15 protein-coding genes are annotated in these 14,535 nt (G+C 68.2%); 4 read left to right on the top strand and 11 right to left on the bottom strand.

Annotation, left to right across the window (positions count from 1 at the left end; translation table 11 throughout):
- Positions 1–28: 28 nt before the first annotated feature.
- A complete protein-coding gene (gene trmL, locus WT16_RS06495; RefSeq protein WP_006024422.1) occupies positions 29–499 on the top strand; it encodes a tRNA (uridine(34)/cytosine(34)/5-carboxymethylaminomethyluridine(34)-2'-O)-methyltransferase TrmL in 471 nt (156 codons plus the stop codon).
- 248 nt (positions 500–747) lie between these two features.
- Here trmL and WT16_RS06500 read toward each other — a convergent pair whose 3' ends face one another.
- The 5 genes from WT16_RS06500 to WT16_RS06520 all read right to left on the bottom strand — a co-directional run bounded on the left by WT16_RS06500 (position 748) and on the right by WT16_RS06520 (position 3,715).
- Positions 748–1,281, bottom strand: a complete 534-nt coding sequence (locus WT16_RS06500; protein ID WP_063533070.1) for an O-acetyl-ADP-ribose deacetylase — start codon at positions 1,279–1,281, stop codon at positions 748–750.
- A gap of 143 nt (positions 1,282–1,424) precedes the next feature.
- Entirely contained in the window at positions 1,425–2,423 is a 999-nt protein-coding gene (locus tag WT16_RS06505) for an NAD(P)H-dependent glycerol-3-phosphate dehydrogenase (protein WP_063532924.1), read from the bottom strand.
- Positions 2,424–2,448: 25 nt separating this feature from the next.
- Positions 2,449–2,919, bottom strand: coding sequence for a protein-export chaperone SecB (gene secB, locus WT16_RS06510; RefSeq protein ID WP_006024419.1), 471 nt, complete (start codon positions 2,917–2,919; stop codon positions 2,449–2,451).
- 116 nt (positions 2,920–3,035) lie between these two features.
- Positions 3,036–3,296, bottom strand: a complete 261-nt coding sequence (grxC, locus tag WT16_RS06515; protein ID WP_015601575.1) for a glutaredoxin 3 — start codon at positions 3,294–3,296, stop codon at positions 3,036–3,038.
- Between the two features lie 11 nt (positions 3,297–3,307).
- Positions 3,308–3,715: a rhodanese-like domain-containing protein gene (locus WT16_RS06520; protein ID WP_006024417.1), complete on the bottom strand. Its 408-nt coding sequence runs from the start codon at positions 3,713–3,715 to the stop codon at positions 3,308–3,310.
- Positions 3,716–3,848: 133 nt separating this feature from the next.
- Between WT16_RS06520 and gpmA the strand changes: the two genes are divergently transcribed.
- The 3 genes from gpmA (at position 3,849) to moeB (ending at position 7,273) form a co-directional block, all read left to right on the top strand.
- Positions 3,849–4,601 (top strand): 2,3-diphosphoglycerate-dependent phosphoglycerate mutase, encoded by a 753-nt coding sequence (gene gpmA / locus WT16_RS06525; RefSeq protein ID WP_015600149.1) that lies wholly within the window; start codon positions 3,849–3,851, stop codon positions 4,599–4,601.
- A 230-nt stretch (positions 4,602–4,831) separates the two neighbouring features.
- Positions 4,832–6,406 (top strand): S41 family peptidase, encoded by a 1,575-nt coding sequence (locus WT16_RS06530; protein WP_015601591.1) that lies wholly within the window; start codon positions 4,832–4,834, stop codon positions 6,404–6,406.
- Between the two features lie 108 nt (positions 6,407–6,514).
- Positions 6,515–7,273 (top strand): molybdopterin-synthase adenylyltransferase MoeB, encoded by a 759-nt coding sequence (gene moeB, locus WT16_RS06535; protein ID WP_063532925.1) that lies wholly within the window; start codon positions 6,515–6,517, stop codon positions 7,271–7,273.
- A 91-nt stretch (positions 7,274–7,364) separates the two neighbouring features.
- Here moeB and ptsP read toward each other — a convergent pair whose 3' ends face one another.
- The 6 genes from ptsP to WT16_RS06565 form a co-directional block, all read right to left on the bottom strand.
- A complete protein-coding gene (ptsP, locus tag WT16_RS06540) occupies positions 7,365–9,155 on the bottom strand; it encodes a phosphoenolpyruvate--protein phosphotransferase (protein WP_006024413.1) in 1,791 nt (596 codons plus the stop codon).
- A 178-nt stretch (positions 9,156–9,333) separates the two neighbouring features.
- Positions 9,334–9,603 carry an HPr family phosphocarrier protein gene (locus WT16_RS06545; protein ID WP_006024411.1) on the bottom strand — a complete coding sequence of 90 codons (270 nt, stop codon included), beginning with the start codon at positions 9,601–9,603 and terminating at the stop codon, positions 9,334–9,336.
- 78 nt (positions 9,604–9,681) lie between these two features.
- The gene (locus tag WT16_RS06550; RefSeq protein WP_006024410.1) at positions 9,682–10,155 is read right to left on the bottom strand and encodes a PTS sugar transporter subunit IIA; all 474 of its coding nucleotides are present in this window, start codon (positions 10,153–10,155) and stop codon (positions 9,682–9,684) included.
- A gap of 172 nt (positions 10,156–10,327) precedes the next feature.
- Positions 10,328–11,284 carry a glutathione synthase gene (gene gshB / locus WT16_RS06555; protein WP_015601505.1) on the bottom strand — a complete coding sequence of 319 codons (957 nt, stop codon included), beginning with the start codon at positions 11,282–11,284 and terminating at the stop codon, positions 10,328–10,330.
- Between the two features lie 27 nt (positions 11,285–11,311).
- Entirely contained in the window at positions 11,312–12,601 is a 1,290-nt protein-coding gene (gene gshA, locus WT16_RS06560; protein ID WP_006024408.1) for a glutamate--cysteine ligase, read from the bottom strand.
- Positions 12,602–12,993: 392 nt separating this feature from the next.
- Positions 12,994–14,517: an ammonium transporter gene (locus tag WT16_RS06565; RefSeq protein ID WP_063532926.1), complete on the bottom strand. Its 1,524-nt coding sequence runs from the start codon at positions 14,515–14,517 to the stop codon at positions 12,994–12,996.
- Positions 14,518–14,535: the final 18 nt, after the last annotated feature.

Here is a 14,535-nt window from a genome sequence, read left to right on the forward strand (position 1 = left end):
ACACGCTTTTCACCGATCGAATCGAATCATGTTCAACGTTGTTCTCGTCGAGCCCGAAATTCCGCCGAACACCGGCAACGTGATCCGGCTGTGCGCCAACACGGGCGCGCGGCTGCATCTGATCGAGCCGCTCGGCTTTCCGCTCGACGACGCGAAGATGCGCCGCGCGGGGCTCGACTATCACGAATACGCGCAGATGCGCGTGCATCGCGACTGGGACGCGTTCGTCGCCGCCGAGGCGCCCGATCCCGCGCGGATGTTCGCGTTCACGACGCGCGGCTCGGGACGCTTTCACGACCGCGCGTTCGAGCCGGGCGACTGGTTCGTGTTCGGCCCGGAGACGCGCGGGCTCGCGAGCGCGCTCGTCGAGCGCTTTCCCGCCGGGCAGCGCGTGCGGCTGCCGATGCGGCCGGGCAATCGCAGCCTCAATCTGTCGAACACGGTCGCGGTCGTCGTGTTCGAGGCGTGGCGGCAGACGGGGTTCGAAGGCGGGGCTTGAGCGAATGTCGGCCGCCTGGCGGCGCCGCGAAGCAAACGGCATGCGCGACCCACGCGCACGAAGCGAACGCCGCGTGCGCCTCTCGCACGACGCCTCTCGCACGACGCCTCTCGCACGACGCTTCTCGCACGACGTTACGCCGCCGGCCTCCGATCGCCGGCCGATCACAAGCCGATTGCCGGCGCGGGGGCCGCGGCGGGAACCGATCGACGACGGCGGCGAGCGGCGAGCCGCGAACGAACGCGCACTCAAATACGCGCAAGCGCCGCGCGATAAAGATCGAGCATCGCGTCGGAAAAGCACGCGAATACGATGCGCTCGAATCTCGCGTCGGCCAATTCGCCCGCGAGCGCGTCGGTCACGGTGCGCACCGCGATCGCAGTCGCGTCGGCCGGCGGAAAGCGATACACGCCGCAACTGATCGCCGGAAACGCGATCGACGTGCAGCCGGCGCCGGCCGCGACTTCGAGCGAGCGCCGGTAGCACGACGCGAGCAGTTCGGCCTCGCCGCGCCCGCCGCCGTGCCAGACCGGGCCGACCGTGTGGATCACGTACTTCGCGGGCAGGCGATAGCCTTGCGTGAGCTTCGCGTCGCCCGTCGCGCAGCCGCCGAGCGTCGCGCATTCCTTCACGAGCCCGGGCCCCGCCGCGCGGTGGATCGCGCCGTCGACGCCGCCGCCGCCCAGCAGCGACGCGTTGGCCGCGTTGACGATCGCGTCGAGCGCGAGCGTCGTGATGTCGACGACGCGCGCTTCGACCGACGTCGAACCGATGTTCGGCATGATGCCCTCCATCGAGTGGATCGCGATGCGCACAGCGTACGCCGGCGCGCCCCCGGGCGCACGGAACGCGCGAACGCGGGCGCGCCGTGCAGCGCGCCCGCGTCCGTTCGCTTCGGATTGGATTCGATCCGGCCCGCCGGACCCTATTCGGCCTTCGCGTCCCGCCGCAGCAGGCCGCTCACCGCGTCACGCGGCGCGACGCCGTCGAACAGCACCGCGCACACCGCTTCGGTGATCGGCATGTCGACGCCGCGCTCGCGCGCGATCGACAGCACCGCGCGCGCGCACCGCACGCCTTCGGCCACGTGGCCGAGCGCGGCCAGGATGTCGTCGAGCGAGCGGCCGGCCGCGAGCTGCAGGCCGACGGTCCGGTTGCGCGACAGATCGCCTGTCGCCGTGAGGATCAGGTCGCCGAGCCCCGTGAGGCCCGTGAACGTCTCCGTGCGGCCGCCGAGCGCGACGCCCAGGCGCGACATCTCCGCGAGCCCGCGCGTGACGAGCGCCGCGCGCGCGTTGAGGCCGAGGCCCAGGCCGTCGGCGATGCCCGTCGCGATCGCGAGCACATTCTTCACCGCGCCGCCGACCTCGACGCCGACGACATCGTCGCCCGTGTAGATCCGCATCGCGCCGTGATGGAACGCGGCGAGCGTGCGCTCGCGGCACGCGGCCGACGCGCTCGCGACGGTCAGCGCGACGGGCAGCCCCTGCGCAACTTCGCGCGCGAAGCTCGGGCCCGACAGCACGCCGTAGCTCGCGTGCTCCGGCAGTTCCTCGGCGACCATCTGATGCGGCAGCAGCCGCGTGTCGGCCTCGAAGCCCTTGCAGACCCAGACGAAATGAGCGGGCACGCAGCATGCGTCGCGCATCGCGCGGCAGAGCGCGCGCAGCCCGGCCACGGGCGCGGCGATCACGCAGAGCGCGCCGTCCGCTTGCGCGTGCGACAGCGCGGCCGCGAGATCGGCCTCGTAATGCAATGCGGGCGGCAGCGCGACGCCGCCCAGGTAGCGGACGTTCTCGCGCCGCGCGGCAAGCTCGGCGACAAGCGCCGCGTCGCGCGCCCAGAGCAGCGTATCGTGCCGCGCGGCCAGATGCGCCGCGAGCGCGGTGCCCCATGCGCCGGCGCCGAGAACAGCGACTTTCATGCTCAGCACCGGTCGTCGTTCATGCTCAGTTCACCGTCGCGCCGCTCGGCACACCGCCTTGCTGCGCGATCTCGGCGAGGCGCTGCTCGTACAGCGCCTGGAAGTTGATCTCGGCGAGATGGATCGGCGGGAAGCCCGCGCGCGTGATCGCATCGGCGATGTTCGAGCGCAGGTACGGGAACAGGATCGTCGGGCATGCGATGCCGCAAAGCGGATCGATCTGCTCGGCCGGGATGTTACGGATGTCGAAAATGCCCGCCTGCTTCGCTTCGACGAGGAACGCGACCTTCTCGCGCACCTTCGCGGTGACGGTGCCCGCGACGACGATCTCGTAGACCGTGTCGGCGAGGCGCTCGGCTTTCACGTCGACTTCGACTTCAACGGCGGGCATCTCCTGCTCGAGGAAGATCGCGGGCGAATTCGGCTGCTCGAGCGACAGATCCTTCAGGTAGATGCGCTGGATGTTGAAGAACGGTTGGTTTTCGACGTCGGACATGGTGGCTCCCTAAAAATGATTTCGTGGCGGCCGGAACCCTCCGGCACGCCCGGTATGATCGCGCCTGGACCGCGCACCGCCCGCAAGACGGCGGCCGCGCGATGGCTCGCGCCTCGTCAGGCGGCTTCGAGAAGCGGCTTCAGGCCGCCTTCGCGGTCGAGTTTCGACAAGTCGTCGTAGCCGCCGACGTGCGTGTCGCCGATATAGATCTGCGGCACGGTGCGGCGGCCGGTGCGCTCCATCATTTCCGCGCGGCGCGCCGGCTCCCTGTCGATCAGCACCTTCTCGACGTGCTCGACGCCGCGCAGCTTGAGCAGCCGCTCGGCCTGCATGCAATACGGGCACACCTGCGTGCTGTACATGACCACTTTGTTCACTTCGCCACTCCTCATTTGACGACCGGCATGCCGGCCTGCTGCCATGCGGCGACGCCGCCCTGCAGCACATGGACGTCCTGGTAGCCCGCTTCCTCGACGATCTTGCGCGCCTTTTGCGACTGCTGACCGTTCTGGCACACGAGCAGCACGGGCGTAGCCTTGTTCTTCGACAACTGGCCGGCCTTCGCCTGCAGCTCGCCGAACTCGACGGAGCGCGCGGACGGCAGGTGGCCCGCGCCGTACTCGGCCGCCGGCCGCAGATCGACGACGACCGCGTTGCGGCGGTTGATCAGTTGGGTCGCCTCCGCGGCCGACAGGCCGCCGCCCCCGCGCCGCAGCGCGGGCCACGCGAGCAGGCCGCCGGAAACCACCAGGATCGCGATGAGCGCGAGGTTCGTGTAATCGGTGAAGAACGTCACGGAAAATCCGCCGAAAAAGAGAAATCGGAAAGGGCAATCTTGCCATTATAAAATAACCATCTGACGCGATGTCGCCCCAGAGCACGGGTCCGCATCCTGCTTACCGCTTCCTCACCACCGACCGCAAGCATCTATGTACAAGCTCGTTCTCATCCGCCACGGCGAATCGACCTGGAACAAGGAAAACCGCTTCACCGGCTGGGTCGACGTCGACCTGACCGAACAAGGCAACCGCGAAGCCCGGCAGGCCGGCCAGCTCCTGAAGGAAGCCGGCTACACGTTCGACATCGCGTACACGTCGGTGTTGAAGCGCGCGATCCGCACGCTCTGGCACGTGCAGGACCAGATGGATCTGATGTACGTGCCCGTCGTCCATTCGTGGCGGCTGAACGAGCGCCATTACGGCGCGCTGTCGGGCCTGAACAAGGCGGAGACGGCCGCGCAGTACGGCGACGAGCAGGTGCTCGTCTGGCGCCGCAGCTACGACACGCCGCCGCCCGCGCTCGAGCCGACCGACGAGCGCGCGCCGTACGGCGATCCGCGCTACGCGAAGGTGCCGCGCGAACAACTGCCGCTCACCGAGTGCCTGAAGGACACGGTCGCGCGCGTGCTGCCGCTCTGGAACGAATCGATCGCGCCCGCGGTGAAGGCGGGCAAGCAGGTGCTGATCGCCGCGCACGGCAACTCGATCCGTGCGCTCGTCAAGTATCTCGACGGCATTTCGGACGCGGACATCGTCGGCCTGAACATCCCGAACGGCGTGCCGCTCGTCTACGAACTCGACGCGAGCCTCACGCCCATCCGGCACTACTACCTCGGCGATCCGGACGCGATCGCGAAGGCGCAGGCCGCCGTCGCGCAGCAGGGCAAGGCGTCGGCGGCCTGATCGCCGCCTTGCGCGGCGCGCGGACGGCAGCCCGCCCGTGCCCGCCCGCCGGCATGCGCCGCGCGAACCTGAACCTGTTTCGCGCGGCGCTGTCCGAATCACGCTGGCGCTCCCCGTTTCGCCCCGATCCACAAGGCATCCGGACGAACAGTTATACTTGACCGTCCTATGACCGTCACCATCCCGTTGCTCCCGCGACAGCCACGCGCTTTCCGACCGCACCAGACTCTATGCGTATGAAATTGAAGAACATCGGCCTGATTGCCGCGGGCCTTGCGACTGGCGTCTTCGCGACGCTGCAAATCTCCGCGTCGGCCCAGCAGGCCGTCACGACGGCCGCCGCGCCGCTGCCGCTCGATCAATTGCGGCTCTTCGCGGAAGTGTTCGGGCAGATCAAGCGCGAATACGTCGAGCCCGTCGACGACAAGAAGCTCTTGACCGCGGCGATCAAGGGCATGGTGTCGAGCCTCGACCCGCACTCGTCGTTTCTCGACAAGACCGATTACCAGGAGCTGCAGGAGCAGACGAAGGGCCGCTTCGCCGGCCTCGGCATCGAAATCTCGCAGGAAGACGGCCTCGTCAAGGTGATCTCGCCGATCGAGGACACGCCCGCGTTCCGCGCCGGCATCCGTCCGGGCGACCTGATCACCCGCATCAACGATCGCCCGGTGCGCGGCATGACGCTCGACAAGGCGGTCAAGCAGATGCGCGGCGAGCCCGGCACGAAGGTCACGCTGACGATCTTCCGCAAGAGCGACGACCGCACGTTCCCCGTCACGGTCACGCGCGCGGTGATCCGCGTGCAGAGCGTGAAGATGAAGCTGCTCGATCCGGGCTACGCGTACCTCCGCATCACGAGCTTCCAGGAGCGCACGACGCCCGATCTCGCGGCGAAGCTGCAGGACATCGCGCGCCAGCAGCCGAACCTGAAGGGCCTGATCGTCGATCTGCGCAACAACGGCGGCGGCCTGCTGCAAAGCGCCGTCGGCGTCGCGGGCGCGTTCCTGCCGCCGGATTCCGTCGTCGTGTCGACGAACGGCCAGATCCCCGATTCGAAGCAGATCTACCGCGACAACTACGAGAACTACCGCCTGCCGTCGTTCGACTCCGATCCGCTCAAGAACCTGCCCGCCGTCTTCAAGACGGTGCCGATGGTCGTGCTGACGAACGCGTATTCGGCGTCGGCGTCGGAGATCGTCGCGGGCGCGCTGCAGGATTCGCACCGCGCGGTGATCATGGGCAAGGCGACGTTCGGCAAGGGCTCGGTGCAGACGGTGCGGCCGATGACGGCCGATTCCGCGCTGCGCCTGACGACCGCGTACTACTACACGCCGAGCGGCCGCTCGATCCAGAACAAGGGCATCCTGCCCGACATTCCGGTCGATCAGTACGCGGATGGCGATCCGGACGACGTGCTCGTCACGCGCGAGGTCGACTACACGAACCACCTCGCGAACACGCAGGACCCGAACGAGAAGAAGGAGCTCGAGGAACGCGAGCAGCGCAGGATGGAGCAGTTGCGCATCCTCGAAGAGCAGAACGACAAAAAGACGCCCGAGCAGCGCCAGAAGGATCGCGAGCGCAAGCCGATCGAATTCGGCAGCGCGGACGATTTCATGATGCAGCAGGCGCTCAACAAGCTCGAAGGCAAGCCGGTCGCGCAATCGAAGATGATCGCCGCCGACAGCACGACGAAGAGCGCCGCCGCCAAGGCCGCCGCCGCATCGGCACCGAAGGGCGCGTCGGGCGCGGCTGCGAAGCCCGCGTCGGCTGCCAGGCCGGCGTCGGCGCCGCAACCGCAGTAAGCGCACGGCGCCACGCACGGGCCATCGCGGCACACCGCCGCGATGGCCCGTTTTCTTTGCGCGCCTAGAATAATATTCGAGACCGTTTCACCGCCTTGCGGCCCCACGATGAACGACGAACAACTCCTCCGCTATTCCCGCCACATCCTCGTCGACGAGATCGGCATCGACGCGCAGCAGCGCTTTCTCGACGCGCACGCGATCGTCGTCGGCGCGGGCGGGCTCGGGTCGCCCGCGGCGATGTATCTCGCGGCGGCGGGCGTCGGCACGATCACGCTCGTCGATGCCGATACCGTCGATCTCACGAACCTGCAGCGGCAGATCCTGCACGTGACGGCGTCGATCGGCCGCAAGAAGGTCGAATCGGCGCGCGACGCGCTCGCGCAGCTCAATCCCGACGTGAAGGTGAACGCGGTCGCCGAGCGCGTCGACGACGCGTGGCTGAACGCGCACGTGCCGCGCGCGGGCGTCGTGCTCGACTGCACCGACAACTTCGCGACGCGCCACGCGATCAACCGCGCGTGCGTCGCGCATCGGGTGCCGCTCGTATCAGGCGCGGCGCTGCGCTTCGACGGGCAGATCAGCACGTTCGACTTCCGCGATCCCGGCTCGCCGTGCTACGCATGCGTATTTCCGGAGGATCAGCCGTTCGAGGAAGTCGCGTGCTCGACGATGGGCGTATTCGCGCCGACCGTCGGCATCATCGGCGCGATGCAGGCGGCCGAGGCGCTGCGCGTGATCGGCGGCATCGGCACGACGCTCGTCGGCCGGCTGATGATGCTCGATTCGCTGCGGATGGAATGGAACACGATGAAGATCGCGCGGCAGCCGGATTGCCCGGTGTGCGGCGCGGGCGGCACGCATTGAGCGGCGGCGCCGCTGTCTGCATCTCGTAAAAGCGCAGCGCGCGATCGCGCTTGCGATCGAACCGGAACGGGCGGGCGCGTGCGCCGCCCGATCACGCGGCCACGTCCGCTCGCGGCTCCGCGCTCGCGAGCCGCCCGAGCGCCGCCTGCACTTCTTCCGGCTCGAACGCCGCGAGCACGTCCGCGGTCGGCTTCTCGAGCGCCTTCAGATGCGCGCGCAGGATCTCCTGCTTGACGACGAGCAACTGGCTCGGATGCATCGAGAACTCGGTGAGCCCCATGCCGAGCAACAGGCGCGTGAGCGCCGGATCGCCCGCCATCTCGCCGCACACCGACACCGGCACGCCCGCGCGCTTCGCTTCGCGCAGCGTGAACGCGATCAGATGCAGCACCGCCGGATGCAGCGGATCGTACAGGTGCGCGACCGCGTTGTCCGCGCGGTCGATCGCGAGCGTGTACTGGATCAGGTCGTTCGTGCCGATCGACAGGAAGTCGACGCGCTTCAGGAACAGCGGCAGCGCGATCGCCGCGGCCGGAATCTCGATCATCGCGCCAACCCGCACGTTCGGATCGTAGGCGAGCCCCGCCGCGTCGAGCTGCCGCTTCGCCTCGTTGATGAGGTCGAGCGTCTGGTCGATCTCCTGCGCGTGCGCGAGCATCGGCACCAGGATCTTCACCTGGCCGAACGCCGACGCGCGCAGGATCGCGCGCAACTGCGTGAGGAACATCTGCGGCTCGGACAGGCTCCAGCGGATCGCGCGCAGGCCGAGCGCCGGATTCGGCGCGGTTTCGTAGCCTTCGTCGTGCGCGTCGAGCGGCTTGTCCGCGCCGACATCGATCGTGCGGATCGTGACGGGCATCCCTTGCATCAGCTCGACCGCGCGCTTGTACGCGGCGAACTGCTCCTCTTCCTCCGGCATCCGCACCTTGCTCATGAACAGGAACTCGGTGCGGAACAGGCCGACGCCGACCGCGCCCGCGTCGACGGCCGCCTTCGCGTCGTCGGGCAGCTCGATGTTCGCGAGCAGGTCGATCTTCGTGCCGCAGAGCGTCTGCGCAGGCGAGAACTTCAGGCGCTGCAGCTTGCGCTGCTCGAGCGCCTTCTCCGATTGCCGGTACGAGTATTCCTCGAGCACGATCGGCGCGGGATCGACGATCACGATCCCCTGATCGCCGTCGACGATGATGAGATCGTCCTGGCGAATCAGCGCGCTCGCGTGCTGGACGCCGACCGCGGCCGGAATCCCGAGGCTGCGCGCGACGATCGCCGTGTGCGACGTGCGCCCGCCCAGATCGGTGACGAACGCCTGGAACGACTGCGTCTTGAACTGCATCATGTCGGCGGGCGCGATGTCGTGCGCGACGACGATCATCTCGTCGTGGCCGTTGCCCGCCGCGCGGTCGAGCGCCTGCGCGGCGGACGGCGCGCCCGCGAGCGCCTTCAGCACCCGCTCGACGACCTGCTCGATGTCGGCGCGGCGCTCGCGCAGGTATTCGTCCTCGATGTCGTCGAAGTGGCCGGCGAGCACGTCGAGCTGCTCGGTCAGCGCCCATTCGACGTTGTAGCGGCGCGTGCGGATGAGGTCGATGGTTTCCTGCACGAGCATCGCGTCGCCGAGGATCATCGCGTGCACGTCGATGAATGCCGCGACTTCGGTCGGGGTATCGTCGGCCAGATCGGCGCGCAGCACGTCGAGCTCGCGCCGGACCGCGTCGAGCGCCGCACGGAAACGTTCGATCTCGGCCTCGATCCGCTCGGCCTCGATCAGGTAATGCGCGACGTCGAGCGCCGCCGGCGCGATCAGATACGCTCGTCCGATCGCGATGCCTCTTGAAACGGGAATGCCATGCAGCGTGAAGGACACGCGCACCTCCTTGATCACGTGAGTCGCGGCGCACCGCTGCGATGCGCTTATGACCCCGATCGACGATTATAAATTCCGCATGCCCTGCGTGACTGCGTGCGGCGCAGCATCGCGGCACGCCGCCGCGGGACGAAAAAAATGCCGCGACGTTGCGCGGCATTCTCGCTGGATAGCTGAGCGGCCTGCCGCCGCGGCGTCATTGCCCTTCGCCGAATTTGTCGGCGATCAATTTGAGGAGCGCGTCCATCGCCTCCCGCTCGTCCGGCCCCTCGGTCTCGATCGTCACCGTGCTGCCGATGCCCGCCGCCAGCATCATGACGCCCATGATGCTCTTCGCGTTGATCCGGCGGCCGTTGCGCGTCATCCATACTTCCGACTGGAAATTGCCCGCGAGCTGCGTGAGCTTGGCCGACGCGCGCGCATGGAGCCCCAATTTGTTCACGATGGTCGTTTCTTGTTCAAGCATGGTGTTCCGATGAGGTCAAAACGGGCTGCGGCCGGCCTGCCGGCCGCACGGGGTGATGCGAATCGGTGCGCGGCAGGCTCAATGCGGTTGCGTCTGCGCCTTCGGCTCGGGCGGAATCGGCGCGCACTCGCCGCACCCGAGCGCGCTCGGATGCGGCGGCGGCGTGCCCGCCGCGATCTCGTGGATGCCCTTCGTCGAGCCGGCGAGCGCCTTGTCGACGAGCGTGTCGAGCGGCGTCGTCCGATAGCAGACGGCGCGCACGAGCATCGGCAGATTGACGCCCGCGAGCACGCGAACGCCTTCGACCTTCGCGAGCTGCCCCGCGATGTTCGCGGGCGTCGCGCCGTACATGTCGGTCAGCACGAGCGCGCCGTTTTCTTCCTTCAGGCGCGCGAGCTCCGCGTGCGCGAACGCCATCACCTGGGCCGGATCGTTCTCGGCCTGCACGTCGATGCAACCGATCCGCGCGGGCACGCCGCCGTAGATGTGCGCGATGCAGTCCCGCAAAGCGGTAGCGAGCGGCGCATGCGCGATGATGAGAATGCCTGCCATGTCAGCCTTGCAACGTGTTCGGCCCGACCGCCGGGCCTGACGCACGGAAAACCGTGCCGGGCGAACGGGCATTGTAGCAGGCCAGTCGAGCCTGTCCGGCCGGGCTTGCCGGGCCGGGCGGACCGATCCGGCGGCGGGGGCCTGCGCAAGCCGCCGCCGGGCCGTGCGCGCATCAGTCGACCGCGCGCTCCAATGCGTCGACGAACATGCCGGCGACGTCGAATCCAGTCTGCTCCATGATTTCGCGAAAGCAAGTCGGGCTCGTGACGTTCACCTCGGTCAGCCAGTCGCCGATCACGTCGAGACCGACGAGCAGCAAGCCGCGCGCCGCGAGCGCCGCGCCGAGCGCCGTCGCGATCTCGCGGTCGCGCCCGGTGAGCGGCTGCGCGACGCCGACGCCGCCCGCCGCCAGATTGCCGCGCACCTCGTTGCCCTGCGGAATCCGCGCAAGCGAGTACGGCACCGGCTCGCCGTCGATCAGCAGAATCCGCTTGTCGCCGGCTTTGATCTCCGGGATGAACTTCTGCACCATCACCGAGCGCGCGCCGTCGTGGCTCAGCATCTCGATGATCGAGCCGAGGTTCATGCCGTCCGCCTTCACGCGGAACACGCCCATCCCGCCCATGCCGTCGAGCGGCTTGAGGATCACGTCGCCGTGCTCGGCATGGAACGCGCGCAGCCGCGCCGCGTCGCGCGTGACGAGCGACGGCGCGACGAACTGCGCGAACTCGCCGATCGCGAGCTTCTCCGAATGGTCGCGGATCGTCTGCGGCTTGTTGAACACGCGCGCGCCCGCGCGCTCGGCGAGCTCGAGCAGCCACGTCGACGTCACGTACTCCATGTCGAACGGCGGATCCTTGCGCATCAGGATCGCGCCGAACGACGGCAGCGCGCGCGACTCGCGCGCCGCCGCCTCGTACCAGCGATCGCGGTGCAGATCAGCCGTGTCGCCGACGATCGCCACGCGGCGCACGTCGGCCTCGACGCCCGCGCCCGTCCACGCAAGCTGGTTCGGCTCGCACGCGTACACCGCGTGCCCGCGCCGCGCCGCCTCGGCCATCATCGCGTAGGTCGAGTCCTTGTAGATCTTGAAGCGCTCGAGCGGGTCGGCGATAAAGAGAATGTCCATGCGAATCCTGATACTGGAAGGAGCGCGTCACACCTGGATCGCTTCCGGGTCGGTCTTCTCGAGCTCGACCGACGACGCAAGCAGCCCGAGCCGTGCGACGACGCCATACATGTAGAAGCGGTTCGGCGGCGCCGCGCCGGGCTTCGCGTGCGTATCCGGCAGCGCCGTGTGCTCGAAGCCGAGCGGCACGTAATGCATGCCGGGCGCATTCAGATTCTGGTCGCGCTCGCGCGCGCCGTGTGTGCGGTAGAACCCGCCCACCACGTAGCGGTCGATCATGTAGACGACGGGCTCGGCCACCTCGTCGCCGATCCGCTCGAACGTGTAGACGCCTTCCTGCACGATCACGTCGCGCACCGGCACGCCCGCCTTCGATTCGGCCATCTGCGCGCGCTCGTGCTTCGTCATCCGGCCGATCTCGGACGCGTCGTGCACCGTCATCACGCCGCGCCCCGCCGTGCCGGCGTCCGCCTTCACGACGACGTACGGCTTCTCGCCGATCCCGTATTCGCGATACTTGCGCGTGATCTTCTTGAGCACCGCGTCGATCGCTTCGGCGAGCGCCTCGCCGCCGTTGCTCGCGTGCCAGTCGACGCCTTCGACGTGCGAGAAATACGGATTCAGCATCCACGGATCGACGCCCACCATCTTCGCGAACTTCTTCGCGACGTCGTCGTAGCACGAGAAATGCGTCGACTTGCGGCGCACCGCCCAGCCGGCGTGCAGCGGCGGCAGCAGATACTGCTCGTGCAGGTTTTCCAGCATGCCCGGAATGCCCGCCGACAGATCGTTGTTCAGCAGGATCGAGCACGGATCGAAATTCTTCAGGCCGAGGCGGCGCGGCGTGCGCTCGAGCGGCTCGAGCACGATCTTCTGGCCGTCGGCGAGCGTGATCGGCGTGACGTCGACGATGCCCGGATCGAGCGAGCCGAAGCGCACGTTCAGGCCCGCCTGGCGCATGATCATCGCGAGGCGCGCGACGTTCTCGAGATAGAACGCGTTGCGCGTCGGCAGCTCGGGGATCACGAGCAGATTCTTCGCGTCCGGGCAGATCTTCTCGATCGCGGCCATCGCCGCCTGCACGGCGAGCGGCAGCACTTCGGGCGGCAGGTTGTTGAACGCGCCCGGGAACAGGTTCGCGTCGACGGGCGCGAGCTTGAAGCCCGCGTTGCGCAGATCGACCGAACAGTAGAACGGCGGCGTGTGTTCCTGCCATTCGAGCCTGAACCAGCGTTCGATCGCGGGCGTGGCGTCGAGGATCTTCCGCTCGAGCTCGAGCAGCGGGCCGTTTAACGCCGTAACGAGATGGGGAACCATGTGTGACTCGCGGACGGGAGAAAAAAGATTGTAGAGCAATTGCCCGTCGCATTTGGGGATTGTTCCCGGTATCGCAAGGATTTACCGCATGTTTGTCGCTATTGACCCGATAGCCCACAGGGTTATCGCGTGCGGCCCGCTCCGGGCGCGGGCTTCCGGCGGGTGTTGCGAAGGCGTCGCCCGGCTGTTACGCGAGTGTCGCGCGGTATCCGGCGAGGTGTCGCGAGCGAGGTTTCCGACGCCTTGCGCGCGACGCCCGGTGCGCCGCCCGGCGGGCCGCGAGCGCGCGAAAAAAAACCCGCCTGGAGGGCGGGTCGAAATCGCTGCGCTCATTCTGCGGGCGGCGAAGCGTGCGAGCACTTCGCCACCCTGGATTCGGGGATTGAATCCTGTTATTCGACGTGCTCGCCATGCAGGATCACGTCGAGGCCTTCGCGCTCTTCTTCTTCCGTCACGCGCAGGCCGATCACGAGGTCGATCACCTTCAGCAGCACGAAGCTGACGACGCCGCTGTAGACGAGCGTGATCAGCACGCCCTTCGCCTGCAGCAGCAGGCTGCCGTCGGCGCCGCCGATGTCCTTGACCGCGAAAACGCCCGTCAGGAGCGCGCCGAGCATGCCGCCCACGCCGTGCACGCCGAACGCGTCGAGCGAATCGTCGTAGCCGAGCTTCGACTTGAGCCACGTCGCCGACCAGAAGCAGACGACGCCCGCCGCGATGCCGATCACGAGCGCGCCCGCGACGCCGACGAAGCCGGCGGCCGGCGTGATCGCGACGAGGCCCGCGACCGCGCCCGACACGATGCCGAGCACCGAAGGCTTACCCTTCGCGATCCACTCGGCGAACATCCAGCCGAGCGCCGCGCACGCGGTGGCGACTTGCGTCGTGAGCATCGCGAAGCCGGCGCGGCCGTCCGCGGCGACCGCGGAGCCCGCGTTGAAGCCGAACCAGCCGACCCACAGCATCGAGCCGCCGATCAGCGTCAGCACGAGGTTGTGCGGCGCCATCGCTTCGCGGCCGTAGCCGACGCGCTTGCCGAGCACGAGGCACGACATGAGGCCCGCGATACCGGCGTTGATGTGCACGACCGTGCCGCCCGCGAAGTCGAGCACGCCGTCAGACGACAGCCAGCCCGTCGGCTCCCAGACCATGTGCGCGATCGGCACGTAGACGATCAGCGACCAGAGCGTCATGAAGACGAGCATCGCCGAGAACTTCATCCGGTCGGCGAACGCGCCGCAGATGAGGGCCGGCGTGATGATCGCGAACGTCATCTGATAGACGAAATAGACCGATTCCGGGATCGTCGGCGCGAGGTGGCTGACGGTGAGCGTCGTCGCCTTGTCGCCGTGGATGTAGTTCATCCCGGACAGGAACACGCGCGAGAAGCCGCCGATGAAGCCGCTGCCCGGCGTGAACGCGAGGCTGTAGCCGACCACCGTCCAGAGGACCGTGATCAGCGCGGTGATCGCGAAGCTCTGCATCACGGTCGCGAGCACGTTCTTCTTGCGGACCATGCCGCCGTAGAAAAGCGCAAGGCCCGGGATCGTCATGAACAGCACGAGCGCGGTCGACGTGAGCATCCACGCGGTGTCGCCCGAGTTGATCTTCGACGAATCGACCGAGAACGGCGCGCTCGGCGCGGCAGGCGCGGCGGCGGCCGAGGCCGGCGCGGCGGCCGAAGCGGCCGCGGAGGCATCGGCCGGCGCGGATGCGGCCGACGAGGATGCGGCCGGCGTGGATGCGGCCGGCGTGGATGCGGCCGACGTGGATACGGCGGCGCTCGCCGACGTGTCGGAAGCCGTTGCGGCCGATGCGGCGGCGGGAGCCGACGAAGCGTCGTCGGCCATCGCGGCGCCGATGCCGCCCGCAAGCAGCGAGCCGGCCATCAACAGGGACATCAGGATTTTGCGCATCTTGGTTTTCCTCTTATC

The sequence above is a fragment of the Burkholderia sp. MSMB1589WGS genome (assembly GCF_001636105.1).
Lineage (GTDB): Bacteria > Pseudomonadota > Gammaproteobacteria > Burkholderiales > Burkholderiaceae > Burkholderia > Burkholderia humptydooensis.